This window comes from Leptothrix discophora, assembly GCF_030705305.1.
Taxonomy (GTDB): Bacteria; Pseudomonadota; Gammaproteobacteria; order Burkholderiales; family Burkholderiaceae_C; genus Sphaerotilus; species Sphaerotilus discophorus.
This window is the reverse complement of the sequence record NZ_JAUZEE010000007.1, coordinates 24,992-50,054: the sequence shown is the minus strand read 5'-3', so window position 1 is coordinate 50,054 and position 25,063 is coordinate 24,992. Positions and strand designations below refer to the sequence as shown.

Annotated in this window: 20 protein-coding genes; 15 read left to right on the top strand and 5 right to left on the bottom strand. The window is 71.9% G+C overall.

From position 1 onward, the window contains the following. Window positions 1-11 precede the first annotated feature (11 nt). From Q8X39_RS13715 to thiD, 3 genes are all read right to left on the bottom strand, one after another. On the bottom strand, window positions 12-896 hold the full coding sequence (locus Q8X39_RS13715; RefSeq protein WP_305750242.1) for a D-hexose-6-phosphate mutarotase: 885 nt from the start codon (window positions 894-896) through the stop codon (window positions 12-14). 8 nt (window positions 897-904) lie between these two features. Continuing rightward, window positions 905-2,206 (bottom strand): glutamate-1-semialdehyde 2,1-aminomutase, encoded by a 1,302-nt coding sequence (gene hemL, locus Q8X39_RS13710; RefSeq protein WP_305750241.1) that lies wholly within the window; start codon window positions 2,204-2,206, stop codon window positions 905-907. A 94-nt stretch (window positions 2,207-2,300) separates the two neighbouring features. Next, window positions 2,301-3,245, bottom strand: coding sequence for a bifunctional hydroxymethylpyrimidine kinase/phosphomethylpyrimidine kinase (gene thiD / locus Q8X39_RS13705; protein WP_305750240.1), 945 nt, complete (start codon window positions 3,243-3,245; stop codon window positions 2,301-2,303). Between the two features lie 232 nt (window positions 3,246-3,477). On the opposite strand from thiD, the gene Q8X39_RS13700 reads away from it, so the two are divergent. The 7 genes from Q8X39_RS13700 (at window position 3,478) to Q8X39_RS13670 (ending at window position 16,551) form a co-directional block, all read left to right on the top strand. Continuing rightward, window positions 3,478-3,630, top strand: coding sequence for a rubredoxin (locus tag Q8X39_RS13700; RefSeq protein WP_130481998.1), 153 nt, complete (start codon window positions 3,478-3,480; stop codon window positions 3,628-3,630). Window positions 3,631-3,652: 22 nt separating this feature from the next. Continuing rightward, entirely contained in the window at window positions 3,653-4,090 is a 438-nt protein-coding gene (locus Q8X39_RS13695; protein WP_305750239.1) for a response regulator, read from the top strand. Between the two features lie 94 nt (window positions 4,091-4,184). Then, window positions 4,185-4,550 (top strand): response regulator, encoded by a 366-nt coding sequence (locus Q8X39_RS13690; protein ID WP_305750238.1) that lies wholly within the window; start codon window positions 4,185-4,187, stop codon window positions 4,548-4,550. A 36-nt stretch (window positions 4,551-4,586) separates the two neighbouring features. Continuing rightward, window positions 4,587-5,129, top strand: coding sequence for a chemotaxis protein CheW (locus Q8X39_RS13685; protein ID WP_305750237.1), 543 nt, complete (start codon window positions 4,587-4,589; stop codon window positions 5,127-5,129). A gap of 96 nt (window positions 5,130-5,225) precedes the next feature. Next, entirely contained in the window at window positions 5,226-7,565 is a 2,340-nt protein-coding gene (locus Q8X39_RS13680) for a methyl-accepting chemotaxis protein (protein WP_305750236.1), read from the top strand. A 42-nt stretch (window positions 7,566-7,607) separates the two neighbouring features. Beyond that, complete coding sequence (locus Q8X39_RS13675) at window positions 7,608-15,422, top strand: hybrid sensor histidine kinase/response regulator (protein WP_305750235.1); 7,815 nt, start codon at window positions 7,608-7,610, stop codon at window positions 15,420-15,422. 13 nt (window positions 15,423-15,435) lie between these two features. Beyond that, entirely contained in the window at window positions 15,436-16,551 is a 1,116-nt protein-coding gene (locus Q8X39_RS13670) for a GGDEF domain-containing protein (protein ID WP_305750234.1), read from the top strand. A gap of 28 nt (window positions 16,552-16,579) precedes the next feature. Here the strand turns inward: Q8X39_RS13670 and Q8X39_RS13665 are convergent, their stop codons facing one another. After that, a complete protein-coding gene (locus Q8X39_RS13665; protein WP_305750425.1) occupies window positions 16,580-18,058 on the bottom strand; it encodes a cryptochrome/photolyase family protein in 1,479 nt (492 codons plus the stop codon). A 118-nt stretch (window positions 18,059-18,176) separates the two neighbouring features. Between Q8X39_RS13665 and Q8X39_RS13660 the strand changes: the two genes are divergently transcribed. The 8 genes from Q8X39_RS13660 to Q8X39_RS13625 are packed head-to-tail and all read left to right on the top strand — an operon-like array spanning window position 18,177 to window position 23,975. Beyond that, complete coding sequence (locus Q8X39_RS13660; protein WP_305750233.1) at window positions 18,177-18,761, top strand: YqgE/AlgH family protein; 585 nt, start codon at window positions 18,177-18,179, stop codon at window positions 18,759-18,761. A gap of 47 nt (window positions 18,762-18,808) precedes the next feature. Beyond that, a complete protein-coding gene (gene ruvX, locus Q8X39_RS13655; protein WP_305750232.1) occupies window positions 18,809-19,315 on the top strand; it encodes a Holliday junction resolvase RuvX in 507 nt (168 codons plus the stop codon). Beyond that, window positions 19,312-19,824 carry a bifunctional pyr operon transcriptional regulator/uracil phosphoribosyltransferase PyrR gene (pyrR, locus tag Q8X39_RS13650; protein ID WP_305750231.1) on the top strand — a complete coding sequence of 171 codons (513 nt, stop codon included), beginning with the start codon at window positions 19,312-19,314 and terminating at the stop codon, window positions 19,822-19,824. Before ruvX ends, pyrR begins: the two co-directional genes overlap by 4 nt. Then, window positions 19,824-20,786 carry an aspartate carbamoyltransferase catalytic subunit gene (locus Q8X39_RS13645; protein WP_305750230.1) on the top strand — a complete coding sequence of 321 codons (963 nt, stop codon included), beginning with the start codon at window positions 19,824-19,826 and terminating at the stop codon, window positions 20,784-20,786. The genes pyrR and Q8X39_RS13645 overlap by 1 nt, the downstream gene beginning before the upstream one ends. Before the next feature lie 20 nt (window positions 20,787-20,806). Beyond that, window positions 20,807-22,126: a dihydroorotase gene (locus Q8X39_RS13640; RefSeq protein ID WP_305750229.1), complete on the top strand. Its 1,320-nt coding sequence runs from the start codon at window positions 20,807-20,809 to the stop codon at window positions 22,124-22,126. Between the two features lie 30 nt (window positions 22,127-22,156). Further along, window positions 22,157-22,891 (top strand): lysophospholipid acyltransferase family protein, encoded by a 735-nt coding sequence (locus Q8X39_RS13635; RefSeq protein ID WP_305750228.1) that lies wholly within the window; start codon window positions 22,157-22,159, stop codon window positions 22,889-22,891. A gap of 37 nt (window positions 22,892-22,928) precedes the next feature. After that, complete coding sequence (locus Q8X39_RS13630) at window positions 22,929-23,252, top strand: DUF1840 domain-containing protein (protein WP_305750227.1); 324 nt, start codon at window positions 22,929-22,931, stop codon at window positions 23,250-23,252. Between the two features lie 3 nt (window positions 23,253-23,255). After that, window positions 23,256-23,975 carry a histidine phosphatase family protein gene (locus Q8X39_RS13625; protein WP_305750226.1) on the top strand — a complete coding sequence of 240 codons (720 nt, stop codon included), beginning with the start codon at window positions 23,256-23,258 and terminating at the stop codon, window positions 23,973-23,975. On the opposite strand, the gene ruvB is transcribed toward Q8X39_RS13625, so the two are convergent. Then, a complete protein-coding gene (gene ruvB, locus Q8X39_RS13620; RefSeq protein ID WP_305750225.1) occupies window positions 23,976-25,052 on the bottom strand; it encodes a Holliday junction branch migration DNA helicase RuvB in 1,077 nt (358 codons plus the stop codon). Window positions 25,053-25,063: the final 11 nt, after the last annotated feature.

Sequence of the window (25,063 nt, the reverse complement as noted above, 5' to 3'; positions counted from 1 at the left end):
TTGAACCCGCCTCAGGCCTGGACCTCGATCGTCTGCATGCCGGCCCATTCCTCGCCGGGGGCGAGGCGCACCGGGTTGCCGATCTGGGCAGCCTCGACGCAGAGCAGGCCCAGCCAGCCGTCGTCCGGCAGGTCGGGCAACTCGGCGCTGCGCTCGGGGCCGGGGTTCCAGACGACGGTGTCCTCGAAGGCGGTCTGGCGGATCTCGACCTTGCGGCCGACCTCGCGCAGCATCAGCTGGCGCGGCGATTCCCAGTAGATGCGGTCCAGCTCCTGGGCAATGGTGACGACGTCGATCCACTGCTGGCGCGGCTGGTCCAGCACCTTGTCGTGGTAGTTCTGGTCCAGCAGGCCTTCGAGCTGGGCGCGGCGCACGTCGGCGCAGGCCAGGTAGGTGTGCAGCGCGGCCTGGAACTCGAACGGCGTGTCGCCGCGGTTGATCACCGCGAACTCCATCTCGATGCGGCGGCGGTCGACGCTGACGGTCAGCTCCAGCGACCAGCCATGCGGCCACACGGCGCGGGTCTCGGCGTCGTCCTGCAGCGTCAGCACGGCAAAGGCGTGCTCGCCGCGCACCGTCGCTTCTTCCAGCGTCCAGGTGCGGGTGCGCGCGAAGCCGTGGCGCGGCAGCGGGCCCATCTCGCTGAACTGCGGGAACACCACCGGCACGCCGCCGCGCACCGCGGTGTGGCCGTCCAGCGCGGAGTCGGGCGACAGGTAGAGCTGCTCCTCGTCGCCGGCCGGAATCCAGGAGACCACGTGCGCACCCTGCAGCAGAACGGTGGCCTGGGCGCCGTCGGGCGATCGCAGGTGCACGGCGGGCAGGCCGCCGAACTCGCAGGGACCGGTGCGGTGCAGCGCGCGCGGCTGCTGCGGCAGCTCGTTCGGGGTCGACATGGGCCCGCTCACGCCTTCAGCGCCTCGCGGGCGGCGGCGATGGTGGCGTCGATGTCGGCATCGGTGTGGGCGGCGCTGACGAAGCCGGCCTCGTAGAGCGCCGGGGCGAGGTAGACGCCGCGGTCGAGCAGGCCGTGGAAGACGCGGTTGAAGCGCTCCTTGTCGGTCGCCATCACCGCGTTGTAGTTCTGCGGCAGATCGGGGCCGAAGAAGAAGCCGAACATGCCGCCCTGGCAGTCGGCCGCGAAGGGCACGCCGGCCTCCTGCGCACCGGCCACCAGGCCGTCGACCAGGCGGCGGGTCTTGCGCGACAGGTCCTCGAAGAAGCCGGGCTGGCTGATCTCGTGCAGCGTCGCCAGGCCGCAGGCGGTGGCGATCGGGTTGCCGCTGAGCGTGCCGGCCTGGTAGACCGGGCCGAGCGGCGCGAGCAGGCCCATGATCTTGCGCGACGCACCGAAGGCCGCCAGCGGCATGCCGCCGCCGATGACCTTGCCGAACACGCTGATGTCGGGCCGGAAGCCGGGGATGGCCTGGGCGTACAGGCTCTGGGCGCTGCCCAGCGCGACGCGGAAGCCGGTCATCACCTCGTCGAAGATGAAGAGCGCGCCGTGGTGGTCGCACAGTTCGCGGATGCGCTTCACGAAGGGCACCTGGGCGCGCACGAAGTTCATGTTGCCGGCGATCGGCTCGATCATCACGCAGGCGATCTCGCCGCCGTGGGCCGAGAAGGCGGCCTCGATCTGCTCGAGGTTGTTGTATTCGAGGACCAGGGTGTGCTGCACCACCTCGGCCGGCACGCCCGCGCTGGTCGGGTGGCCGAAGGTCGCCAGGCCCGAGCCGGCCTTGACCAGCAGCGCGTCGGCATGGCCGTGGTAGCAGCCCTCGAACTTGATGATCTTGCTGCGGCCGGTGGCGCCGCGCGCCAGGCGGATCGCGGTCATGCCGGCCTCGGTGCCGGAACTGACCAGGCGGACCTGCTCGATGCTGGGCACGGCCGCGACGATGGCCTCGGCCAGTTCGACCTCGCGCTCGGTCGGCGCGCCGAAGCTGAAGCCTTCGGTGGCGGCGCGCTGCACCGCCTCCAGCACGGCCGGGTGGCCGTGGCCCAGGATCATCGGACCCCAGGAGCCGATGTAGTCGATGTAGCGCTGGCCCTCGGCGTCCCACATGTAGGCACCCTGCGCCCGCGCGATGAAGCGCGGCGTGCCGCCGACGGCGCGGAAGGCGCGCACCGGCGAGTTGACGCCGCCGGGGATGGTGCGCTGGGCGCGCTCGAACAGGCCGGCGTTGGTGTGGGGTGCGTGGCTCACGGAGGTCATCGAGTGGGGCTCCAAAACGGGCGCGACGGCTGCCAGCCGTCGCGAGGGTCGTCATCGGGCGGGCAGGGCGCCCGCAGCCGGTGGTTCAGTGGATGTTGCGCGACGGCGGCACGGTGGCGTCGCCGTCCTCGCCGGTGTCGGTGCCGTTGGCCTCGGCGCCTTCCTCGTCTTCGTCCTCGGGCGGCAGGGCCCAGAAGAAGCGGTCGGGGATGACGCTGCCCATGCCGGGACGGAAGCCGGCGTCGAGCGCCTGGTCGAGGAAGGCCAGCGCCTCGGACACCGCGAGGTGCAGCTCCTGGCCGGTCGCCAGCAGCGTGGCCAGCGCGGACGACAGGGTGTCGCCGGCGCCGACGAAGCTGGTCTCGAAGCGCTCGAACTTCTCGCCGGTGATGGCGCCCTGCGGCGAGGCCAGCACGTTGTCGACGAAGTTGTTGGGCAGCTGCACGCCGGTCACCAGGACGTGGCTGGCGCCGAGTTCGCCGGCGGCGACGGCCAGCTCGCGCGCCGAGGGCGGGCGCTCGGCATCCCAGTCGGGCAGCAGGAAATCGGTCAGCGTCTTCTGGTTGCCGACCAGCACCTCGGTCTGCGGCAGCACCAGCTCGCGCAGCGCGTCGTGGTAGCTCTGGGCGGCGTCCTCGTCGTCGATCCAGGACAGCGAGGGCACGTAGGTGACAAGCGGCACGTCGGGGTAGTCCGACAGCACCTCGGCGACCGCGCCGACCGACTCCGCCGTGCCGAGGAAGCCGACCTTCCAGCCGCCGATGGTCAGGTCTTCCAGCACGCTGCGGGCCTGCTCGACGACGGTCTCGGGATCGATCGGGGTGTGGTCGAAGACTTCGGCGGTGTCGCGCATCACGATGGTCGTGATGACCGGCAGCGCATGGCCACCCATCGCGGCAACGGTGGTGATGTCGCCGGAGACGCCACCGGCGCCGCTGGCGTCGCTGGCGTTGAAACACATGACGCAGACCGGGCCCGAGACCTGATCGTCGTTCGGGTCGGTGGGGGCTTCGGTGTCGGGAGGGTTCATGGCGTCCTGCGCGGGAAAGGGGGCTCGGAATCTGGCCGCCGACCGGAGGGCCGGGCTGGGCTGATCAGCATGACCCGGGCTGCGCCGGCGTGCGCCGGAAAAAGCTCCAGCACTTCCTGAGAAATGTTGTCTAGGTGCCGACAAAAGCTCGCTTTTTGGGCAAGTCGTGTCGCTAGAATCTGGATCATTGTAGACAAGCTGATAGCACGCTGTGAGCGCAACTCAAACCTGGATGTGCCTGATCTGCGGCTGGATTTACGACGAGGCCGCCGGTGACCCGGATCACGACATTGCCCCGGGTACCCGTTGGGCCGACGTGCCGATGAACTGGGTCTGTCCCGAGTGCGGTGCACGCAAGGAAGACTTCGAGATGGTTCAGGTCTGAGACCACACATCGGGAGGCGTTCATGAGCCTGGATTCCGCGGTTGCGCAGTTCCCCTCCGGTGCCACGGGCGCGACCCGCGACCCCCAGGTCACCCGGGTGCTGGTCATCGACGACAGCAACACGATCCGGCGCAGCGCCGAAATCTTCCTGAAGCAGGGCGGCTGCGAGGTCGTGCTGGCCGAGGACGGCTTCGATGCCCTGGCCAAGGTCAGCGACCACCGGCCTGACCTGATCTTCTGCGACATCCTGATGCCTCGGCTGGACGGCTACCAGACCTGCGCCATCATCAAGCGCAACGCCGAGTTCGCCAGCGTGCCGGTGATCATGCTGTCGTCCAAGGACGGCCTGTTCGACAAGGCGCGGGGCCGCATGGTGGGCTCGCAGGACTACCTGACCAAGCCCTTCACCAAGGACCAGCTGCTGCAGGCGGTCGCGCTGCACCGCCGCGCCCCGGCCTGAGGCAGTCCGCGGCAGCCGGGTCAGGGTTCGACCGCAGGCCAGCCCCCGCACCGACGACCGCCGACCCCCGAAACCACGCAAGGGACCCTGCGCCATGGCGATCCACAACATCCTCCTGGTGGATGACTCGAAGACGGAACTGCATTTCCTGTCTGACGTGCTGACGCGCCAGGGCTTTCGCGTGCGCACCGCCGAGAGCGGCGACGAGGCGCTGCGCCGCATCGTCGAGGAAAAGCCCGACCTGATCCTGATGGATGTCGTGATGCCCGGCGTCAACGGTTTTCAGCTGACCCGCACCATCACCCGCAACCCGCAGTACGCCGACGTGCCGGTGATCATGTGCACCAGCAAGGACCAGGAGACCGACAAGGTCTGGGGCATGCGCCAGGGCGCGCGCGACTACGTCGTCAAGCCGGTCGATCCCGACGAGCTGGTGCAGAAGATCCGCGCCTTCGGCTGACGCGACGCACCGACCCCACGACACCGACCCCACGACATGGCCAACAAGGAAGCGCTGCGCGAACTGCAGGGCCGGCTCGCCGAGCGGCTCCACGAGGTCAAGACCCAGGAGCGGCTGCAGTCGTGGCTGGCGGTCGAGTCGGGCGGCTGCGGCTTCCTGTTCCCGTTGTCCGAGGCGGGCGAGATCTTCCAGTGCGGTGCGCTGGTGAAGGTGCCGCACGCGGCGCCGTGGTACCTGGGCGTGGCCAACCTGCGAGGCGTCCTGTCCGGCGTGGTCGACCTGGGCCGCTACCTGGGCCTGCGTGGCCCGAGCGCCGGGGCCGAACCGGCCGAGGGCAGCGAGCAGGACCGCGTGGTCGCCTTCAACCCGTCGCTGGACGTCAACGTGGCCCTGCGCGTGGACCACCTGGCCGGTCTGCGCAATGCCTCGCAGCTGATGCAGATGCCCGATGACGGCGTGGTCCGGCCCGGCTTCGTCGGCGCGCGCTACCGCGATGCCGTCGGCCGCATCTGGGTCGAGCTGCGGCTGGCCGCGCTGGCCCGCGACGAACGTTTCCTTCGCATCGTGGGGGCCCTGTGAACCAGCGGCCCGCGATGACGACGAACCCCACGATGCGTGCACCGCTGGCCTCGATGGCCGGCGAGCTGGCGCGACCGATCTGATCTGAGGCTGGGCATGACCTTTCTCGACAAGCTCAAGGGCGGCGGAGCCAACAGGCGCGGCAACGACAGCGAACTGGCCGACGAGGTCTCCTACGTCGACGCGCTCTCCATCGTCGACGACCCCAACGACGCCCGCGACACCGTCCAGGACATCGGCCTGCCCAACGGTCCGGCCGACGGCCACGGCGGCTCGGTGATCAGCGAATCGGCCCCATCGGCGGCGGCCTCCAGCTACCTCAACACCCGCATGCCGGGCGTCGACCCGGTGCCGCGCACCAACGCCGCCGGCGGCGTGCGCCTGCCGCTGATCGGCCACCTCGGTGCCGACCAGCAGCAGCGCCTGCTCGGCGCGCTGCTGGCGCTGGGCGTCCTGGGCCTGGTGCTCGCTTCCGTGCTGGCGGTGCGTTCGGCCGGCGGCAGCGCCGCCCAGGTCGGTGCGACCGGCCAGGCGCTGATGCAGTCGCAGCGGCTGGCCAAGTCGGTGCTGCAGGCCATGGTCGGCAACCCGGCGGCCTTCGCCGAGGTGCGGACCTCGGCCGAGGTGCTGGCGCGTAACGTGCGCGGCCTGTCCGATGGCAGCACGCTGCCCGGCCTGGAGGCCGCCCCGCTGACCTCGCAGCCGCTGATCTCGCCGCTGCTGCCGCTGGTCGACAAGGCCGAGAAGAACGCCCAGGTCGTGCTGGCGCAGGAACAGGTGCTGACCCAGGTCGGCAAGGCGCTGCGGGCGATCGGCAAGCAGTCGGTCGAGCTGCTCGATCCGGCCGAGGCGGTGGCCAACGCGCGGGTCCAGGCCAACGGCGCGCCGGCCGACATCGCCGCAGCCGGCCAGCTGGTCATGCTGACGCAGCGCATCGGCCGCTCGGCCAGCGAGGCGCTCGGCCCGCAGGGCGTCTCGCCCGAGGCCGTCTTCCTGCTCGGCAAGGACCTCAACACCTTCAACGACCTGGCCCGCGGCCTGCTCGACGGCAGCCCCGAGCTGCGCCTGTCCGGCGCCCGTGACGGCGCCTCGCGCGAGCGCCTGGAGGCGCTGCTCAAGGCCCACGAGCAGCTGCGCGCGCAGGCCGGCGTGATCGTCGGCAACCTGCAGGGCCTGGTGGCCGCGCGCGATGCCCAGCTGGCCATCCTGACCGACAGCGAGGCGTTGCGCGCCGGGCTGGAGGAGGTGCAGGGCTCGCTGTCCGCCGCCGGTGGCATGGGCTGGTTCAACGTCATCCTGATCGGCGTGTCGCTGCTGCTGGGCGGCCTCGGCGGCCTGGGCCTGCTGGCGGTCTTCACGCATGACCAGCGCCAGCGCGCGACGATGTCGGACCAGCAGCGCCACGAGGCCGAGCGCCAGGAGCGCGAGGCCAAGCGCGTCAACGACGCCAACCAGGCGGCCATTCTTCGGCTGATGAACGAGCTGCAGTCGGTCGCCGAGGGCGACCTGACCCAGCAGGCCACCGTGACCGAGGACATCACCGGCGCGATCGCCGACTCGGTCAACTACACCGTCGAGGAGCTGCGCAACCTGGTCTCGCAGGTGCAGGGCACGGCGGCCCGCGTGACCGACACGACCCAGCAGGTCGAAGCCACCTCGACCGAGCTGCTGGCGGCCTCCGACGAGCAGCTGCGCGAGATCCGCGAGACCGGCGAGGCGGTGCTGCAGATGGCCGGTCGCATCCAGCGCGTCTCAGGCCAGGCGCAACAGTCGGCCGACGTGGCGCGCGAGTCGCTCGCGGCGGCGACCTCCGGCCTGACGGCGGTGCTCGACACCATCACCGGCATGAACACGCTGCGCGACCAGATCCAGGAGACCTCCAAGCGCATCAAGCGGCTGGGCGAGTCGTCGCAGGAGATCGGCGAGATCACCGAGCTGATCTCGGACATCACCGAGCAGACCAACGTGCTGGCGCTGAACGCCGCCATCCAGGCCGCGTCCGCTGGCGAGGCCGGCCGTGGCTTCTCGGTCGTGGCCGAGGAGGTGCAGCGGCTGGCCGAACGCTCGGCCGACGCGACCCGCCAGATCGCCGTGCTGGTCAAGACCATCCAGACCGACACCGCCGACGCGGTCGGTGCCATGGAGCGCTCGACCCAGGGCGTGGTCGAAGGCGCGCGGCTGTCGGACAACGCCGGTACCGCGCTGGCCGAGATCGACCGCATCTCGCGCCAGCTGGCCGAGCTGATCGAGGAGATCGCCGCACAGGCCCGACGCGAGTCCGATTCGGCCACCGTCGTGGCGCAGAACATCCAGCACATCTTCGCGGTCACCGAACAGACCGGCGAAGGCACCCGTTCGACCGCCCAGCTGGTGCGCCAGCTGTCGCGCACCGCCGAAGAGCTGCGCCAGTCGGTGGCTCGTTTCAAGATCAGCTGACGCCGGCTGACCCAGCAGATCGGTTCGGTTAATCTGATGTCGATGGACCCGCAACGCCCCGCCGCACCCGCCCCCGTGCCGGCCGATGACCTCAGTGCCCTGGCGTGGGTCCTGGAGGAGCTGCGCAAGAGCCTGGAACAGGCCCACAAGGGTCTGCGGCGCTACCTGCGCGAGGCCGAGGCCAGCGCCAGCGCCGACCTGGAGGACGTCGAACCGGCGGTGCTTCGCAACGCGAGGCAACAGTTGCATGGCGCGGTCGGTGCGCTGCAGCTGGTCAACGAGGCCGAGGGCGCGCAGCTGCTGCGGGCCAGCGAGGCGGCGGTGCAGCGCTTCGTGCAGCGCCCGCAGCGGGCCGATGCCAAGGGCGTCGAGGCGATCGAGCGGGCCTCCTTCGCGCTGCTGGACTACCTGGGCCGTCGGCTGGCCGGCAAGCCCGCGCCGGCGGTCGGCCTGTTCCCGCAGCTGCGCGCGCTGCTCGAACTCAACGGCGCCGAGCGCATCCACCCGGCCGACCTGTGGCCGCACGACTGGCGCTGGCGCCCGATCACGCCGGTCGGCTCGGTGGGCCACCCGGTCGACGCCACCATGCTGGCCGACGTCGAGCGGCGCATGCTGGGGCTGGTCAAGGCCAACTCGGTCGAGGCGGCGGCCGGCCTGTCGCGGGCCTTCGATTCGGCCGCGATCGGTGCCCGGGCGGCCAACCACCGTGCCGAGGCCACGCTGTGGTCCATCGCCGCCGGCTTCTTCGAGGCCTGGGGCCATGGCCTGATCGACCCGGACCTGTTCGTCAAGCGCACCGGCTCGCGTGCCATGGCCGCGCTGCGCGCCAAGGTCAAGTCGGCCGAGGTCGACGCCTCCGAGCGCTTGGCGCAGGACCTGCTGTTCTTCTGCGCCCGCGCGCTGCCGGTCGACCCGGCGCGTTCGCCCTATCTGCAGGCGGTCTGGACCGGCTACCAGCTGCGCCACGAGGCCGCCGGCCACTATGCCGAGGCGCGCTACGGTCGCCACGACCCGGCGCTGATCGTCCAGGCGCGCAAGCGCATCGCCTCGGCCAAGGAGGTCTGGAACGGCGTGGCCGGGTCCGAACCGCAGCGGCTGGTCAACCTGGGCGAGGCCTTCAGCCTGGTCGGCGACTCGATGCGCCGGCTCTACCCGGACGGTGACGTGCTGGCCGGCGCGCTGTCGCTGGCCGCCGAACAGGCCACCCGCACCGGCCGCCCGCCGGCACCGCAGCTGGCGATGGAAGTCGCCACCAGCCTGCTCTACCTCGAAGCCGCGCTCGACGACGGCGAGCTCGACCAGCCCGACCAGGGCGACCGGGCGCGCGACATGGCGCGCCGCATCACCGCCGTCGCGCAGGGCCAGCCGGCCCAGCCGCTCGAACCGTGGATGGAGGAGCTGTACCGCCGCGTCTCCGACCGCCAGACGCTCGGCAGCGTCGTCACCGAGCTGCGCAACACGCTGTCGGAGGTCGAACGCCAGGTCGACCAGTTCTTCCGCAGCCCCGGCGAGAGCGGCCTGCTCGCGGCCGTGCCCGAGCAGCTCAACGGCATGCGCGGCGTGTTCTCGGTGCTGACGATCGCACCGGCGATGCAGGCGGTCGCGCGCATGCGCGCCGACGTCGAGCAGCTGCTGCATGGCGAGGCCGCCGACCCGCGCTCGCCGGCCACGCTGTCGGCCTTCCACCGGCTGGCCGGCAACCTGGGCGCGCTGGGTTTCCTGATCGACATGCTCAGCGTGCAGCCGCAGATGACGCGGCAGCTGTTCCGCTTCGACATGGTCAACGGCGTGCTGGCGCCGGTGATGGGCCGCAGCACGATGGCGCCGGACGTGATCGACCGCGCCCAGGCCATCGCCGAGGCGGTGCGCCGCCACGAGATGCCGCTGGCGCAGGTCTCCGACCAGATCGCCGAGCTGTCGCGCGATGCCCAGGTCAGCGACCAGCCCGAGCTGGCCGCCTCGCTGGAATCCGCCCGCGAGGCGCTCGAACAGGCCCGCGAGGCCGGTGCCGGCCACGACACGGAAGACGCGGCGCGCGAGCACGTCGCCCAGGCGATGGACGACTTCGTCGCCACCGCGACCGCGCCGATGGGGCTGGACCCGATCGGCCTGCCGCTGATCTCGCGGCCGATGTCGCTGGGCCCGGAAGACCGCGCCGAGTTCGCGCCGACCGGCCTGGAGGACGACGACGAGATGCGCGGCGTCTTCCTGGAGGAATCCACCGAGGTGCTGGCCGAGGCCATGGCCGCGCTGGAATCGCTCAACCACGCGCCGTCCGACCTGTCGGCGCTGACGACGGTGCGGCGCGCCTTCCACACCCTCAAGGGCAGCTCGCGCATGGTCGGGCTGGGCGCCTTCGGCGACGCGGCCTGGGCCAGCGAGCAGCTCTACAACCACGTGCTGGCCGAACAGACGCCGGCCAGCGCCGACCTGCGCACCTACACCAGCGACGCGCTGACCTACTTCGCCGCCTGGGTCGCCGCCATCAGCCGCCACGAGTCATCGGCCTTCGTGCCCGAACCGGTGATCGCCTCGGCCGACGCGCTGCGCCTGGCCGGCGAGCTGATGCGCGTGCACCTGCCCGGCGCGGCCGAGCCGAACGCGCCGGCCCTGGGCGAGCTGGGCGCGGTGTCGGACCTGGTCGATCTGGAAGTGCCGATCGACGAGGCGCCCGCGCCGGTGGTCGAGACCCTGCAGGCGACCCAGCCGGTGCCGCGGCCCTCGCTGGACGACCTGCCGGCCGAGCCGATCGCGCTGCCCGAGATCGACCTCGTGCTGGACTTCGACGGTGCCGGCTTCACCGTCGCGCCGGACCATGCGCAGCCGCCCGGACCGACGCTGGAGCCCTTCGCCGAGGCCCCGGCCCTCGCGCCGGCGCCCGACTGGGCGACCTTTGCGCCGACCGCGCCGCTGGTGACCGCGCTGACGCCGTCGACGTCCACCTGGGAGCCGACCGGCCTGGTGACCGGCCAGGAAGAACCGATCGACCTGCCGCCCGAGGTGGCGCCGGATGTCCCGCTCGACCTGCCGCTCGACCTGCCGCTGGACGCCGCCGCCCCAGTCGAGGCCGAGGCCGTGGCGGCCGACGCGTTCGACAGCGCCAGCCTCGAACTCGAGCCCGACGTGGGCCCGGTGGTCGAGATGTCCGACCTGGCGCCGCTGGACGACCTGACCGTCGAGCCCATCGATGCGGCGGCCCACGACGCGACCCCGGCCCTGGAGTTGCCCGAAGCCGCCGCCACGCCGCTGGAGCTGCCGCTGGACGACCTTGCGCTGGCCGAGCTGGGGCTGGCCGAGCTGCCGATGGCCGGGGAGGCGATGGCCGATGAGGCGATGGCCGACGTGCCGGTCGCCGACGTTCTCGTCGACGAGCCGGCTGCCGAGGCTGTCCGCGATGGCGACGCTGGCGATGCCGGCGAGACCCGCTGGGAGGCCGCCGGTGCCGCGATCGAGGACGAGGACCCGGCCTCGCTGATGGTCCCGCTGGCCGAGGCCACGATGCTGTCGGCCGTGCCCGAGGTGCCGGTGCTGACCGAGGTCTTCGAGCTGACCACCGGCTGGGACGCCGGCCTGGTCGACCTGACACCGGCGCCCGAGCTGCCCACCCCCGAACAGCCCGCGCCGGTCGAGCCGGTGGCCGAGCTGGACGGCACGTTGACCCAGCCCTGGGAGCGCCCGCAGGACGCGCCGGTCGCGGTCGACCTGCCGCTCGACCTGTCCCTGGATTCGACGCTGGGTTCGACGCCGGACATGGCCCCGCTCGACCTGCCGGCCGAGCCCGTCGACGAGGTTGACGCGCAGGACCTGGCGGCGCTGGCCGCGCTCGACGGGGTCGACCTGGCCTCGGTCACGGCGGAACAGGACGAGACGGCAAGCGAGCCCGTGGCCGACGTGCCCGATGCCGACGTGCCTGCAGCCGTCAGCCCGGCCGGTGCCGAGGTCATCCGGCTGGCCGACTTCCGCCCCTCGTCCAGCCTGCCGCTGGCCGGCGTGGCGCTGTCGCCCGCCGTGCCGGCCGAGCCGCCGATCGACCTGATGGCGCTGCTCGGCCGCGACGACGACGTCAAGGTCGTCGGCCCGCTGCGGCTGCAGATCCCGCTGTTCAACATCTACCTCAACGAGGCCGACGAGCTGTCGCGCCGCCTCGGCACCGAGCTGACGCTGTGGTCGCTGGAGCTGGACCGCCCGGTGGGCGCCACCGCCGTCGCGCTGGCCCATTCGCTGGCCGGCAGCTCGGCCACGGTCGGCTTCACCGACCTGTCGCAGCTGGCCCGCGACCTTGAACATGCGCTCGACCGGGTGCAGTTCCTGGGTGCCGGCGAGGTCGACGATGCCGCGCTGTTTGTCGCCGTGAGCGACGAGATCCGCCGCCTGCTGCACCAGTTCGCCGCCGGCTTCCTGCACAGCCCGCCGCCGGAACTGTCGCAGCGCCTGCATGCCTGGATGGAAACGGCCGCCGCGCGCCAGCCGGTGCGCTCGCCCGAGTCGCGTCTGGGCGACTCGACGCTGGACTCGCGCGGCATCGGCGGCGACAGCGACCTGGCGGGCCTGACGCTGCCCACCGGCTGGCTGATCGAGCCCGAGCCGCTGCAGCCGGCCGACGCGGCGCCTGCCGCCGTCCTGGACGACGCACCCGATGCGACCGGCGCGCCGCAGGACGTCCCGCTGCTGGCCGAGGTCGTCGCCACGGGCGAGCCGCCGGTCGACCTCGACCTGGACCTTGACGGCCTGCCGGCACCCGGACCGGCGCTCGATCCTGAAGCGACGCTGCTGCTGGGCGGCCCGGCCTTGCGGGATGCCTTCGACGGCCTGCCGCCTGCCGGCATGGCGCTGCCGGAAGCCGGGTCGGCGCCGATGTCCCTGGCCGACCTGCCGTCGATGCAGGGCCTGTCGCTGGACCTCGAACCGGTCGCGCAAGACCGCGCCGAGGCGTTCGTCGACCTGCCGCCGGACGGCCAGCCGCAGGTGCTGGCACCGACCCCGGCCGACCCGGCAGCTGACCCGATCCAGCCCGACATCGACCTGGGCATCGACTTCGGTGCGCCGACCGTGCTCGACGCCAGCCTGGCCGGCCCCCGCGAGCGGCTGGCGGAGGATGCGCCGTTCTTCGAGCCCGTGACCGAACCGGTCGTCGCGCCTGCTGGTGGCGTCCTTGCCGGCGCCCTTTCTGGTGGCCTGGCCGGTGTTCAGGCCGGTGTTCAGGCAGACGTGGCCGCGATCGCCCCCCAGGCGCTGCCGACGCCGCCCGACGATGTGGCCGCGCTGATCGAGGCCCTGGGCGAGGACATCGACCAGTCCGATCACGTTGATCCCGAGCTGTTCCCGATCTTCGACGAGGAGGCCCAGGAGCTGCTGCCGCAGCTGGCCGGCCAGGTCGGCGAATGGCGGCGTGCGCCGACCGACCCGAGTGCGGCCACCGCCTGCATGCGCACGCTGCACACCTTCAAGGGCAGTGCGCGGCTGGCCGGCGCGATGCGGCTGGGCGAGCTGGCGCACCGCTTCGAGTCGGCGGTCGAGAAGCTGTCGGGCGTGTCCGTCAGCGCGGCCGACCTGGATGAGCTGCAGCGTCGCGTCGACGTGCTGGCGGCGGTGTTCGATTCGGTCCGGCGCTCGCATGGCGTCGCGCCCGCGACGAGCATGGGCCTGCTGCAGAACAGTACCGCCTGGAACACCCGCTCGGCCGGCCTCGGCAGCGCGCCGGGCGAGCTGCGCAGTGGCTACGGCACCGGCCAGATGGGCCTGGGCGACGCGGGCTCGACCCTGGGCGTGACCGGCTTTGGCGCGACCGGCTTTGGCAGCACCGGCTTCGGTGCGACCGGCTACCGCACCACCGGCTATGGCGCACTGGACGGGAGCATCGTCGCGCCGCCGCCGGGCGTGCCGATGTCGAGCGACGAGCTGGCGCTGACGCTGTCGCCCGAAGGCATCGACTGGCAGCGCTTCGTCGCCGCCGGCGAGCCCGCGCCGGTCCTGCCGGCCGAGCGCACGCCGGTCAGTGCGCAGCCGGTGCGGGTGCGCGCGCCGCTGCTCGACCGGCTGGTCAACCTGGCCGGCGAGGTCAGCATCACGCGGGCCCGCCTGGAGTCGGAAGTCGGCTCGATGCGCGGCTCGCTGGTCGACCTCAACGAGAACCTGGACCGCCTCGGCCAGCAGCTGCGCGACCTGACGCTGCAGGCCGACACGCAGCTCGAATCGCGCATGCAGGCCGCGCGAGCCGCCTCGCAGGAGTTCGATCCGCTCGAACTGGACCGCTACACCCGGCTGCAGGAACTGACGCGGATGATGGCCGAGTCGGTCAACGACGTCGCCACCGTGCGCAGCGCGATGCAGCGCACGCTGCAGTCGACCGAGGACGAGCTGGCGGTCCAGGCGCGCCTGACGCGCGAGCTGCAGGGCGACCTGCTGCGCACCCGCATGGTCGAGTTCGAGAGCCTGTCCGAGCGCCTCTACCGGGTCGTGCGCATGGCGGCCAAGGAGACCGGCAAGCAGGTCCGCTTCGACATCGTGGGCGGTTCGACCGAGGTCGACCGCGGCGTGCTCGACCGCATGACCGCCGCCTTTGAGCACCTGCTGCGCAACTGCGTCTCGCACGGCATCGAGGCCGCCGACGTGCGCGAGGCCGCCGGCAAGGACCCGACCGGCAGCATCGTCATCGAGCTGCAGCAGGACGGCAACGAGGTCAGCATCGAGATCCGCGACGACGGCGCCGGCCTGGACCTGGACCGCATCCGCGAGCGCGCCATCGCGATGGGCGTGATCGACGCCCAGGCCGAGCTGGCCGAGAAGGACCTCGCCAACCTGATCTTCGTGCCCGGCCTGTCGACCATGAGCGTGGTGACCGAGCTGTCCGGCCGGGGCGTGGGCATGGACGTGGTGCGCTCGGACGTGCACGCGATGGGCGGTCGCATCGAGACCCGCAGCACGCGGGGCCGCGGCACCCGCCTGCGGCTGGTCCTGCCGCTGACGACGGTGGTCACGCAGGTCGTGATCCTGCGCGCCGGCGCGAGCCAGATCGCGGTGCCGTCCAACCTCGTCGAGCTGGTCCAGCGCGCCACCCCGCTGACGCTGGAGGCGGCCTACCAGCAGGGCGTCTACAGCTACGGCGGCCTGCAGCTGCCGTTCTTCTGGCTCGGCGCGCTGCTCGACGCCAGCGGGCGCGGCATCGAGACCGGCCGGACCCTGCCGGTGGTCATCGTGCGCTCGGCCCAGCAGCGCGTCGCGCTGCACGTCGACGAGGTCCAGGGCAGCCATGAAGTCGTGGTGAAGAACCTCGGCCCGCAGCTCTCGCGCATGCCCGGTCTGGCCGGCATGACGCTGCTGCCCGCCGGCGGCGTGGCGCTGATCTACAACCCGGTCGCGCTGGCGGCGGTCTATGGCGGCCATGCCCAGCGGCTGATGCAGCTGGCAATCGCCGAGCCGAGCACGAGCCAGCTGGCCAACCAGATCGCCAGCGAACTGCCGGTGGATCGGCCCGCGCCGCTGGTGCTGGTGGTCGATGACTCGCTGACCGTGCGCCGCGTCACCAAGCGCCTGCTCGAACGCGAGGGCTACCGCGTCGCGCTGGCCAAGGACGGCCTGGAGGCGCTCGACACGCTCACCGGCGAGCGCCCGGTCGCCGTGCTGTCGGACATCGAGATGCCGCGCATGGACGGCTTCGACCTGCTGCGCAACATCCGCGGCGACGCCGAACTGGCCTCGCTGCCGGTGATCATGATCACCTCGCGCATCGCCAAGAAGCACCGGGACCTGGCGGCCGAACTGGGCGCCAACCACTACCTGGGCAAGCCCTACAGCGAAGAAGAGCTGCTGGGCGTGCTGCGCCAGCACGCCGGCGCGCAGCGCCGCGTCGTGGCCTGAGCCGGGGCGGGTCGTGGACGGCCTCACCTCGACGGCGACGGCCCGGCCGCTGGCCGAGCCGAGCGCGCTGGACCACGTCGTCGAGCTGACCCGCTCGCGCGACCGCGGCCTGGTCGAGGAGTCGCTGATCAGCGCGCTGGTCGACCTGGTCGATGCCCGCGAGGTCACGATCTGGCGGCTCGACCCGTCCGGCGCGGCCGACGCCAGCGCTGCCGACGTGGCACAGCGGGGCAGCTGGCAGCGTGTGACGCGGCGGCTGGCCCAGACCGGCGACACGGCGTCGAACCCGGCCACCGCCGAAGCCACCGACGCGACCGACGCGCCTGCGGCGTCCCGCCCGGAACACCTGCGCTGCCTGCGCGAGCAGGTCCGCGTCGACGTGGGACAGGACCTTGCCGGGCTGCACCACGTGCTGCTGCCGATGGACAGCGAGCTGGAAGGCGGCGGCGTGATCGAGCTGGTGCTGGCGCAGCCGATCGAGCCGCGCGACATGCGCGTGGCCACGAGCATGCTGCGCATCCACGCCAACTTCATGCACCTGCTGGACTACAGCGAGCGCGACACGCTGACCGGCCTGCTCAACCGCAAGAGCTTCGACGAGACCTTCCTGAAGGCGACCGTGCTGGAGGCGCGCCGCCAGTTCGCGGCCGATGGCGAGCAGCGTCGCCAGGGCCAGCCGCGCCACCCGTACCTGGGCGTCATCGACGTCGACCATTTCAAGCGCGTCAACGACGTGCACGGTCACCTGATCGGCGACGAGGTGCTGGTGCTGGTCGCCCGCATCATGCGCAGTGCGCTGCGCAGCGAGGACCGGCTCTACCGCTTCGGCGGCGAGGAGTTCGTGGTCATGCTCGACGCCAGCGACGACGAGGGCGCCCGCGCCGCCTTCGAACGCCTGCGGCTGGCGGTCGCGGCCTACGAGTTCCCGCGCGCGGGGCATGTCACGGTCAGCGTGGGCTACGTCGACGTGCGCCCCGGCGACACGCCGCAGGCCGCGTTCTCGCGCGCCGACACCGGCGTCTACCACGCCAAGGCGCATGGCCGTGACCAGGTGGTGGCCTATGCGGCCCTGGTCGCTGCGGGCACCGTCACCGAGAGCGACGGCGAGAACGACATCGTGCTGTTCTGACGACGCGCCGGACGACGGCGGCGCCGGCTCAGTCGTCCATCGCCTTCGGCGCTGGCCCGCCGTCCTTGCGCACCACGGCATAGCGCTGCAGCGTGCGTTCGCGCGCGGCGGCATGCTCGACCAGCGGCAGCGGGTAGTCGATGCCCAGGCGCAGGCCGGCGGCGACCAGGTCGATCGGGCGGGCCTGCCAGGGCGCATGCAGCGCCGGTCCCTGCAGGCCGGCCAGGCGCGGCAGGTAGCGCTGGATGAAGCGGCCGTCCGGGTCGAAGCGCTGGCTCTGGCTGACCGGGTTGAAGATGCGGAAGTAGGGCTGCGCGTCGCAGCCGGTCGAGGCCGCCCATTGCCAGCCGCCGTTGTTGGCGGCCAGGTCGTAGTCGTTGAGCTGGCGCGCGAACCAGGCCTCGCCGCGCCGCCAGTCGATGCCGAGGTCCTTGGTCAGGAAGCTCGCCACGATCATGCGCAGGCGGTTGTGCATGTAGCCGGTCTGGTTGAGCTGGTGCATCGCCGCGTCGACGATCGGGTAGCCGGTCCGGCCTTCGCACCAGGCCTCGAACCAGGCGTCGGCCTCGTGGCCGTGGTGCCAGCGGATGGCGTCGTATTCGGGCTTGAAGCTGTGCGTCACGACACGTGGGTGGTGCAGCAGGATCTGGTGATAGAAGTCGCGCCAGATCAGCTCGGACAGCCAGACCTCGGCCCCGCGCGAGCCCGCCACCTGGCGCTCGTGGGCATGGCGGGCCAGTTGCCGGATCGACACCGTGCCGAAACGCAGGTGGGTGCTCAGGTAGCTCGGGCCCTTGACGGCGGGGAAGTCGCGCGTGTCGCCGTAGTGGTCGATGCGTTCGAGGAAGTCGAGCAGCAGCGTCGCCCCGCCCGAGGCGCCCGGATGCAGCCGCGTGGCCATGTCGGTGGGCAGGAAATCGAGGTCGCTCAGGCGCGGCACGCCCCGGTCCAGCGCGACCGGCGGCGCGGCCAGCGCGCCCAGGTGGCGTTCCACCGGGTAGCTGCGCAGGTAGAAGGGTTCGAGCTTGCGCAGCCAGGCGTTCTTGTAGGGCGTGAAGACGCTGAAGGGCGAGCCGGCCTGGGTCAGCACCTCGTCGCCCTCGAAGATCACCTGGTCCTTGTGGCTGTGCAGCGCGATGCCGGCGTGGGCCAGCTCGCCGCGCACGCGGGCATCGCGCGTGATCGCGGCTGGTTCGTGGTCGCGGTTGACGTGCACCGCCTGCACGTCCAGCGCGCGGGCCAGCGCGGGGATCTCCTCGAAGGGGTCACCGTGCCGCACCAGCAGGCCGCCGCCCCGCTGGCGCAGCGTGGCATCGAGTTCCACGATGCTGTGCCAGATGAACTCGACCCGCCGGTCGGCGCGCGGCAGCTCGTCGAGGAGGGTGGTGTCGAACACGAACACGCACCAGACCTTCCGGGCGCTGCGCAGCGCGTGGTACAGCGCGGCATGGTCATCGAGCCGCAGGTCGCGGCGCAGCCAGACCAGCGCGGCGTCGACACGCTCGATCGGCGCGCTCGCGCGGGCGTGGGCGGGGCGGCTCCAGGGATGGGCAAGGGCGGTCGTCACGGGGTGAGCAGGCTGTTCTTGGAAGGGCCGCAGTGTGCGTGATCGGTACAATCCGCGCATGCCCGAGGCCCGCGAAATCAACCTGACGAACCAGTTCCTGATCGCGATGCCGGGCATGGCCGACGATCAGTTCGCCGGCTCCGTGGTCTACCTCTGCGAGCACTCCGACAAGGGTGCGCTGGGCCTGGTGATCAACCGCCCGATCGACATCAAGCTGAAGAACCTGTTCGAGCGCGTCGACCTCAGCCTCGACCGCGAGGACCTGGCCGACGAGCCGGTCTACTTCGGCGGCCCGGTCCAGACCGAACGCGGCTTCGTGCTGCATGAGCCGCTCGGCGAGTCGGCCGGCGAGGCCTACAGCTCCACGCTCAGCATTCCCGGTGGCCTGGTCATGACGACCAGCCGCGACGTGCTGGAAGCGCTGTCCCACGGCGCCGGCCCGCGCCGCGTGCTGATCACGCTGGGCTATGCCGGCTGGGGCGCCGGGCAGCTTGAGGACGAGCTGGCCCGCAATGGCTGGCTGACCGTCGCGGCCGACCCCGGCATCATCTTCGAGACCCCGGTCGAGGCGCGCTACGAGCGCGCCCTCGGCCTGCTCGGCATCGACCGGCTCATGCTGTCGTCGGACGCCGGCCACGCGTGAGGGCCGGCCGCGTCGATGCTGGCCCGTGTCCCCCAGGAGCGTCGCCGATGAGCGTCCCCGGACCGACCCCCGCCACGGTGCATGGCAAGGCCAGCCGGCCGCTGCAGCAGTTCCTGGCCTTCGACTACGGCCGCAAGCGCACGGGGGTGGCCAGCGGCAACCGCGTGCTCGGCCAGGCCACGCCGCTGACCACCGTCGCGGCCGAGGGCGATGCCCGCTTCCCGCTGATCGCCAAGCTGATCGCGCAATGGCAGCCCGACGCGCTGGTGGTCGGCATCCCGCGCCATCCCGATGGCCGGGGCCATGACAACACCCGGTTCGCGCAGCGCTTCGCGCGCCAGCTGCACGGCCGTTTCAACCTGCCGGTGTTCGAGGTCGACGAGCGCTACAGCACCACCGAGGTGCTGTCCTCGCGGCCCCGCGATGCCGATGCCGCGGCGGCCGCCGTGCTGATGCAGCAGTACTTCGACGCCTGCGAGCGCGAGGCCGCTGCCGCCGCCGCGAACCCGGCGATCGACCCACCGGCCGCCGACCCCGAGGAGTCCCACGAATGAACCTGAGCCTGGATGCCGAGGACCTCTACCTCGGCCTGCGCCACGGCGTGCGCCAGCTGCTGGCCGCCGAGGAACGCCGCGACGCGGTGCTGGTCGGTGTCTGGTCCGGCGGCGCCTGGCTGGCCGAACGGCTGCAGCGCGACCTGGGCCTGGCGACGCCGCACGGCGTCATCTCCAGCACGCTGCACCGCGACGACTTCAGCGAGCGCGGCCTGGCCAGCGGCCATGACGCGACCCACCTGCCGTTCTCGGTCGACGGCCGGCCGATCGTGCTGATCGACGACGTGCTCTACACCGGCCGCACCATCCGCGCGGTCATCAACGAGCTGTTCGACTTCGGCCGCCCGTCCAGCGTCACGCTGGCCGTGCTGGTCGACCGCGGTGGCCGCCAGCTGCCGATCGAGGCGGCCGTCGCGGCCGCCCGTCTGTCCATCCCCTCGGAGCAGAAGCTGGCGCTGGCACGCGCCGGCGACGGTTCCTTCTCGTTCAAGATCGAGGAGACGCGCTGATGCTCGCGCGCCGCAACCCCCAGCTGAACTCGCACGGCGAGCTGATCCACCTGCTGTCCATCGAGGGCCTGCCCAAGGCCGTGCTGACGCACATCCTCGACACCGCCAGCACCTTCCTGGCGGTCAACGACCGCGAGGTCAAGAAGGTCCCGCTGCTGCGCGGCAAGAGCGTCTTCAACCTGTTCTTCGAGAACAGCACGCGCACCCGCACCACCTTCGAGATCGCCGCCAAGCGGCTGTCGGCCGACGTCATCAACCTCGACATCGCGCGCAGCAGCACCGCCAAGGGCGAGAGCCTGCTCGACACCATCGCCAACCTGAGCGCGATGCATGCCGACATGTTCGTGGTCCGCCACGGCGAGAGCGGCGCGCCCTACCTGATCGCGCAGCACTGCGCCCCGCACGTGCACGTGGTCAACGCCGGTGACGGCCGGCACGCGCACCCGACGCAGGGCCTGCTCGACATGTACACGATCCGTCACTACAAGAAGGACTTCACGCAGCTGCGCGTGGCGGTCGTCGGCGACATCGTGCACTCGCGCGTGGCGCGATCGGACATCCATGCGCTGACCACGCTGGGCGTGCCCGACATCCGCGCGGTCGGCCCCAAGACCCTCGTGCCGGGCGACCTGCGCGACATGGGCGTGCGGGTCTGCCACGACATGGAAGAAGGCATCCGGGATGCCGACGTGATCATCATGCTGCGGCTGCAGAACGAGCGCATGAGCGGCGCGATGCTGCCCAGCGCCGGCGAGTACTTCAAGAGCTACGGCCTGACGCCTGCCAAGCTGGCGCTGGCCGCGCCGGACTGCATCGTGATGCACCCCGGGCCGATCAACCGCGGCGTCGAGATCGACTCGTCCGTGGCCGACGGCGAGCACAGCGTGATCCTGCCGCAGGTGACCTTCGGCATCGCGGTGCGCATGGCGGTGATGTCCATCATCGCCGGCAACGAGGCCTGAGCCCGCAAGCGGACAACGACATGAAGATCCTCATCAAGAACGGCCGGGTCGTCGACCCCGCCAGCGGCCGCGACGAGCGGGCCGACGTCGCCATCGCCGCCGGTCGCATCCTGCAGATCGGCTCGGTGAATCCCGACTTCCAGGCCGCCCGCGTGATCGATGCGCAGGGCTGCATCGTCGCCCCCGGCGTGGTCGACCTGGCCGCGCGGCTGCGCGAGCCCGGCCACGAGCACGAGGGCATGCTCGAGAGCGAGCTGAACGCGGCCGCCGCCGGTGGCGTCACCAGCCTGGTCTGCCCGCCCGACACCGACCCGACGCTGGACGAGCCCGGCCTGGTCGAGATGCTGAAGTTCCGGGCCCGCAAGCTCAGCCTGTGCCGGCTGTTCCCGCTCGGCGCGCTGACGCGCGGCCTGGGCGGCACCACCTTGACGGAGATGGTCGAGCTGACGGAGGCCGGCTGCGTCGGCTTCTCGCAGGCCGAGGTCGCGATCACCGACACCCTCGTGCTGCAGCGTGCGCTGATGTACGCCTCGACCCACGGCTACACCGTCTGGCTGCGGCCGCAGGACCCGTGGCTGGGCAAGGGCGTGGCCGCCAGCGGTGGCGTGGCCACGCGCATGGGCCTGTCGGGCGTGCCGGTGATGGCCGAGACCATCGCGCTGCACACGCTGTTCGAGCTGGTGCGGGTGACCGGCGCGCGGGTCCACCTGTGTCGCCTGTCCAGCGCTGCCGGCGTCGCCCTGTTGCGGGCCGCCAAGGCCGAAGGGCTGCCGGTGACGGCCGACGTCAGCATCAACTCGCTGCACCTGACCGACGTCGACATCGGCTACTTCAACCCGGCCATGCGGCTGAACCCGCCGCTGCGCCAGGGCCGTGACCGCGACGCGCTGCGCGCCGGCCTGGCCGACGGCACGATCGACGCGCTGGTGTCGGACCACACGCCGGTCGAGGGTGACGCCAAGCAGGTGCCCTTCGCCGAGGCCGAACCCGGCGCGACCGGGCTGGAGCTGCTGCTGAGCCTGGCGCTGAAGTGGGGCACCGACGAGGGCCTGACCATGGCGCAGACGCTCGCGCGTGTCACCTGCGAGCCGGTGCGGGTGCTGGGCGACTCGCTCGGCTCGCTGGTGCACAGCGCTGGCCGGCTGGTCGAGGGCGGCGTGGCCGACGTCTGCGTCTTCGACCCCGAGGCGACCTGGGCGGTCACGCCCGACGTGCTGCGCAGCCAGGGCAAGCACACGCCCTTCGCCTTCGCCGACACCGGCATGGCGCTGCCCGGCCGGGTGCGCGCCACGCTGGTCGCCGGCACGGTGGCCCACGAGGCCCCGCGCCGCGCTGGCTGAACCCGACGAACGCCCGAACCGACCTGATCGATGCGACAACTGATCGGCGCCTGGCGCCTGCTGCACACCTTCGTGCATGTTCTTCATGGCACCTGGGTGGCCTGGCGCGAGTTTGGCGCGGCCAGCGAGGCGACCCGCTGCGCCCACATCCAGTGGTGGTCGGCCAAGCTGCTGCGCGTGCTGGGCGTGCAGCTGCGGCCGATGGGCCGCTTCGAGGCCGGCCCGCAGCTGGTCGTGGCCAACCACATCTCGTGGCTGGACATCGCGGCCATCCACGCGGTCTGCCCGCAGGCCCGCTTCGTGTCGAAGTCGGACGTCAAGGAATGGCCGCTGCTGGGCTGGCTGATCGGCTCGGCCGGCACGCTCTTCATCGAACGCGCCAGCAAGCGCGACGCGCTGCGGGTGGTGCACCAGATGGCCGCCGCGCTGCAGGGCGGCGACACGGTGGCGGTCTTCCCGGAAGGCACCACCGGCACCGGCCACGCGCTGCTGCCCTTCCACGCCAACCTGCTGCAGGCCGTGCTGCCGGGCGCGACGCCGGTCCAGCCGGTGGTGTTGCGCTACGCGGAGCCGGGCCATCCGGTCAGCCCGGCGGTGGCCTTCGTGGGCGACACCACGCTGGTCGGCAGCATCTGGTCGGTGGTCTGCGCCCGCGGCATGAGCGTCGAGGTCGAGGTGCTGCCGCGCCAGCCCAGCGAGGGCCTGGACCGTCGCGCCGTGTCGCAGCTCGTGTCCGACCAGATCGCCGCGAAGCTGGTGCGCTGACATCGTCGCCACCGCCTGGCCGGCCCACAATCGCGCCATGCTCTACAAGTTCAAGTCCAAGGCCGCCAGCGACCTGATCATGACCGCCCCGGTGGGCGATCGCCTGCTTCGGGTGATGGGCCGCGAAAGCGCGCCACAAGGCATCTTCGAGGTCGCGGCGATGCCCGGGCTGATGGCCGCGCTGGAGGCAGCCATCGTCACCGAGGAGGCCGCCCAGCGCGCCGCCGAGGAACTCGCCGAGGCCGAGGGCCGCAGCCCGCCGCGCCGCGCCGAGGTCGGCCTGCGCCAGCGTGCCTGGCCGCTGGTCGAGATGATGAAGCGCTCGCACGCCGCCGATCAGCCGATCGTCTGGGGCGTCTGAGCGATGGGCCACGACCAGACCACGCGCATCCTCGCGATCCGCCATGGCGAGACCGCCTGGAACCGCGACAACCGCATCCAGGGCTTCCTGGACATCGCGCTCAACGACAACGGCCTGGCGCAGGCCGAGCGGCTGGCCGAGTCGCTGGCCGACGAGGCGATCGACGCCGTCTACAGCTCCGACCTGCAACGTGCCCATGCCACCGCCTTGCCGCTGGCACGGCCACGCGGCCTGACGGTGCAGCTCGACCTGAGGCTGCGCGAGCGCAGCTTCGGCGTCTTCGAGGGCCGCAGCTTCGCCGAGCTGGAGGCGCTTTACCCGGAGGAGACGCTGCGCTGGCGTCGCCGCGATCCGGACTTCGGCCCGCAGGGTGGCGAGCGCCTGGTCGACTTCGACGCCCGCTGCATCGCCGCCATCGCCCGCCTGGCCGAGCGGCATCGCGGCGGCTGCATCGCGGTCGTCAGCCATGGCGGGGTGATGGATTGCCTTTACCGCGCCGCCACCCGCCTGAGCCTGGACGCGCCGCGCACCTGGACGGTCGCCAACGCCAGCATCAACCGCGTGCTGCACACGCCGGACGGCTACTCGCTGATCGGCTGGGGCGACACCAGCCACCTCGACGGCACGCCGCATTCGGCGCTCGACAGCCTGAGCGCCCGCCACGCGCTGGCAAGCGCCGCGCTGGACGAGGGCAGCGACGGCGGCCGGTCCGCCGCCGCCTGATCAGCCCTCGAACAGGTCGCCAGCCGCCGACCCGCCACCGCGCGGCGGCGTCACGCCCAGGTGGCGGTAGGCGGCGACCGTGGCGATGCGTCCGCGTGGCGTGCGCTGCAGGTAGCCCTGCTGGATCAGGTAGGGCTCGATGACGTCCTCGATCGTGCCGGCGTCCTCGCCGATCGCGGCGGCGACGTTGTCCAGCCCGACCGGGCCGCCGTCGAAGCGGTGTACGACCGCCTCCAGCAGCTTGCGGTCCATCACGTCGAAGCCCTTCGGGTCGACGTCCAGCATGGTCAGCGCCAGGTCGGCAATGGCCTTGACGATGCGGCCGTCGGCCTTGACCTCGGCGTAGTCGCGCACCCGGCGCAGCAGCCGGTTGGCGATGCGCGGCGTGCCGCGCGAGCGCCGTGCGATCTCCATCGCGCCCTCCGCGTCGATCGGCGCGTTCAGCAGGCCGGCCGAGCGCGTCACGATGCGGGTCAGCTCCTCGGGCGTGTAGAACTCCAGTCGCGCGACGATGCCGAAGCGGTCGCGCAGCGGGTTGGTCAGCATGCCGGCGCGGGTGGTCGCGCCGACCAGCGTGAAGGGCTGCAGGTCGAGCTTGATGCTGCGGGCGGCCGGGCCCTCGCCGATCATGATGTCGATCTGGTAGTCCTCCAGCGCCGGGTAGAGGATCTCCTCGACGACCGGCGACAGCCGGTGGATCTCGTCGATGAAGAGCACGTCGTTGCGCTCGAGGTTGGTCAGGATCGCGGCCAGGTCCTTGGGCTTCTCCAGCACCGGGCCGCTGGTCTGGCGCAGGTTGACGCCCAGCTCGGCCGCGACGATGTGGCTCAGCGTGGTCTTGCCCAGGCCGGGCGGGCCGAACAGCAGCACATGGTCGAGCGCCTCGCCGCGCTTGCGGGCTGCGCCGATGAAGATCTCCAGCTGCTCGCGCGCCTTGGCCTGGCCGATGTACTCGTCGAGCAGCTTGGGGCGCAGCGCGCGCTCGAGCGCGTCTTCCTGGGGCGAGGCCGGCGCGGCGCTGACGATGCGCCGGTCGGGCATCGGCGCGGTGGCAAAGGAATCGGTCTGGATGGCCATGGCCGATTATC

Coding starts and splice junctions, on each gene's coding strand:
- Q8X39_RS13690 (WP_305750238.1), top strand. CDS start 4,185: ATGGCGATCCACAACATCCTCCTGGTGGATGACTCGAAGACGGAACTG.
- ruvX (WP_305750232.1), top strand. CDS start 18,809: ATGAGCGTCCCCGGACCGACCCCCGCCACGGTGCATGGCAAGGCCAGC.
- Q8X39_RS13675 (WP_305750235.1), top strand. CDS start 7,608: ATGGACCCGCAACGCCCCGCCGCACCCGCCCCCGTGCCGGCCGATGAC.
- Q8X39_RS13700 (WP_130481998.1), top strand. CDS start 3,478: ATGTGCCTGATCTGCGGCTGGATTTACGACGAGGCCGCCGGTGACCCG.
- Q8X39_RS13645 (WP_305750230.1), top strand. CDS start 19,824: ATGCTCGCGCGCCGCAACCCCCAGCTGAACTCGCACGGCGAGCTGATC.
- Q8X39_RS13625 (WP_305750226.1), top strand. CDS start 23,256: ATGGGCCACGACCAGACCACGCGCATCCTCGCGATCCGCCATGGCGAG.
- Q8X39_RS13660 (WP_305750233.1), top strand. CDS start 18,177: ATGCCCGAGGCCCGCGAAATCAACCTGACGAACCAGTTCCTGATCGCG.
- Q8X39_RS13640 (WP_305750229.1), top strand. CDS start 20,807: ATGAAGATCCTCATCAAGAACGGCCGGGTCGTCGACCCCGCCAGCGGC.
- Q8X39_RS13680 (WP_305750236.1), top strand. CDS start 5,226: ATGACCTTTCTCGACAAGCTCAAGGGCGGCGGAGCCAACAGGCGCGGC.
- Q8X39_RS13630 (WP_305750227.1), top strand. CDS start 22,929: ATGCTCTACAAGTTCAAGTCCAAGGCCGCCAGCGACCTGATCATGACC.
- Q8X39_RS13635 (WP_305750228.1), top strand. CDS start 22,157: ATGCGACAACTGATCGGCGCCTGGCGCCTGCTGCACACCTTCGTGCAT.
- ruvB (WP_305750225.1), bottom strand. CDS start 25,052: ATGGCCATCCAGACCGATTCCTTTGCCACCGCGCCGATGCCCGACCGG.
- pyrR (WP_305750231.1), top strand. CDS start 19,312: ATGAACCTGAGCCTGGATGCCGAGGACCTCTACCTCGGCCTGCGCCAC.
- Q8X39_RS13695 (WP_305750239.1), top strand. CDS start 3,653: ATGAGCCTGGATTCCGCGGTTGCGCAGTTCCCCTCCGGTGCCACGGGC.
- Q8X39_RS13685 (WP_305750237.1), top strand. CDS start 4,587: ATGGCCAACAAGGAAGCGCTGCGCGAACTGCAGGGCCGGCTCGCCGAG.
- thiD (WP_305750240.1), bottom strand. CDS start 3,245: ATGAACCCTCCCGACACCGAAGCCCCCACCGACCCGAACGACGATCAG.
- Q8X39_RS13715 (WP_305750242.1), bottom strand. CDS start 896: ATGTCGACCCCGAACGAGCTGCCGCAGCAGCCGCGCGCGCTGCACCGC.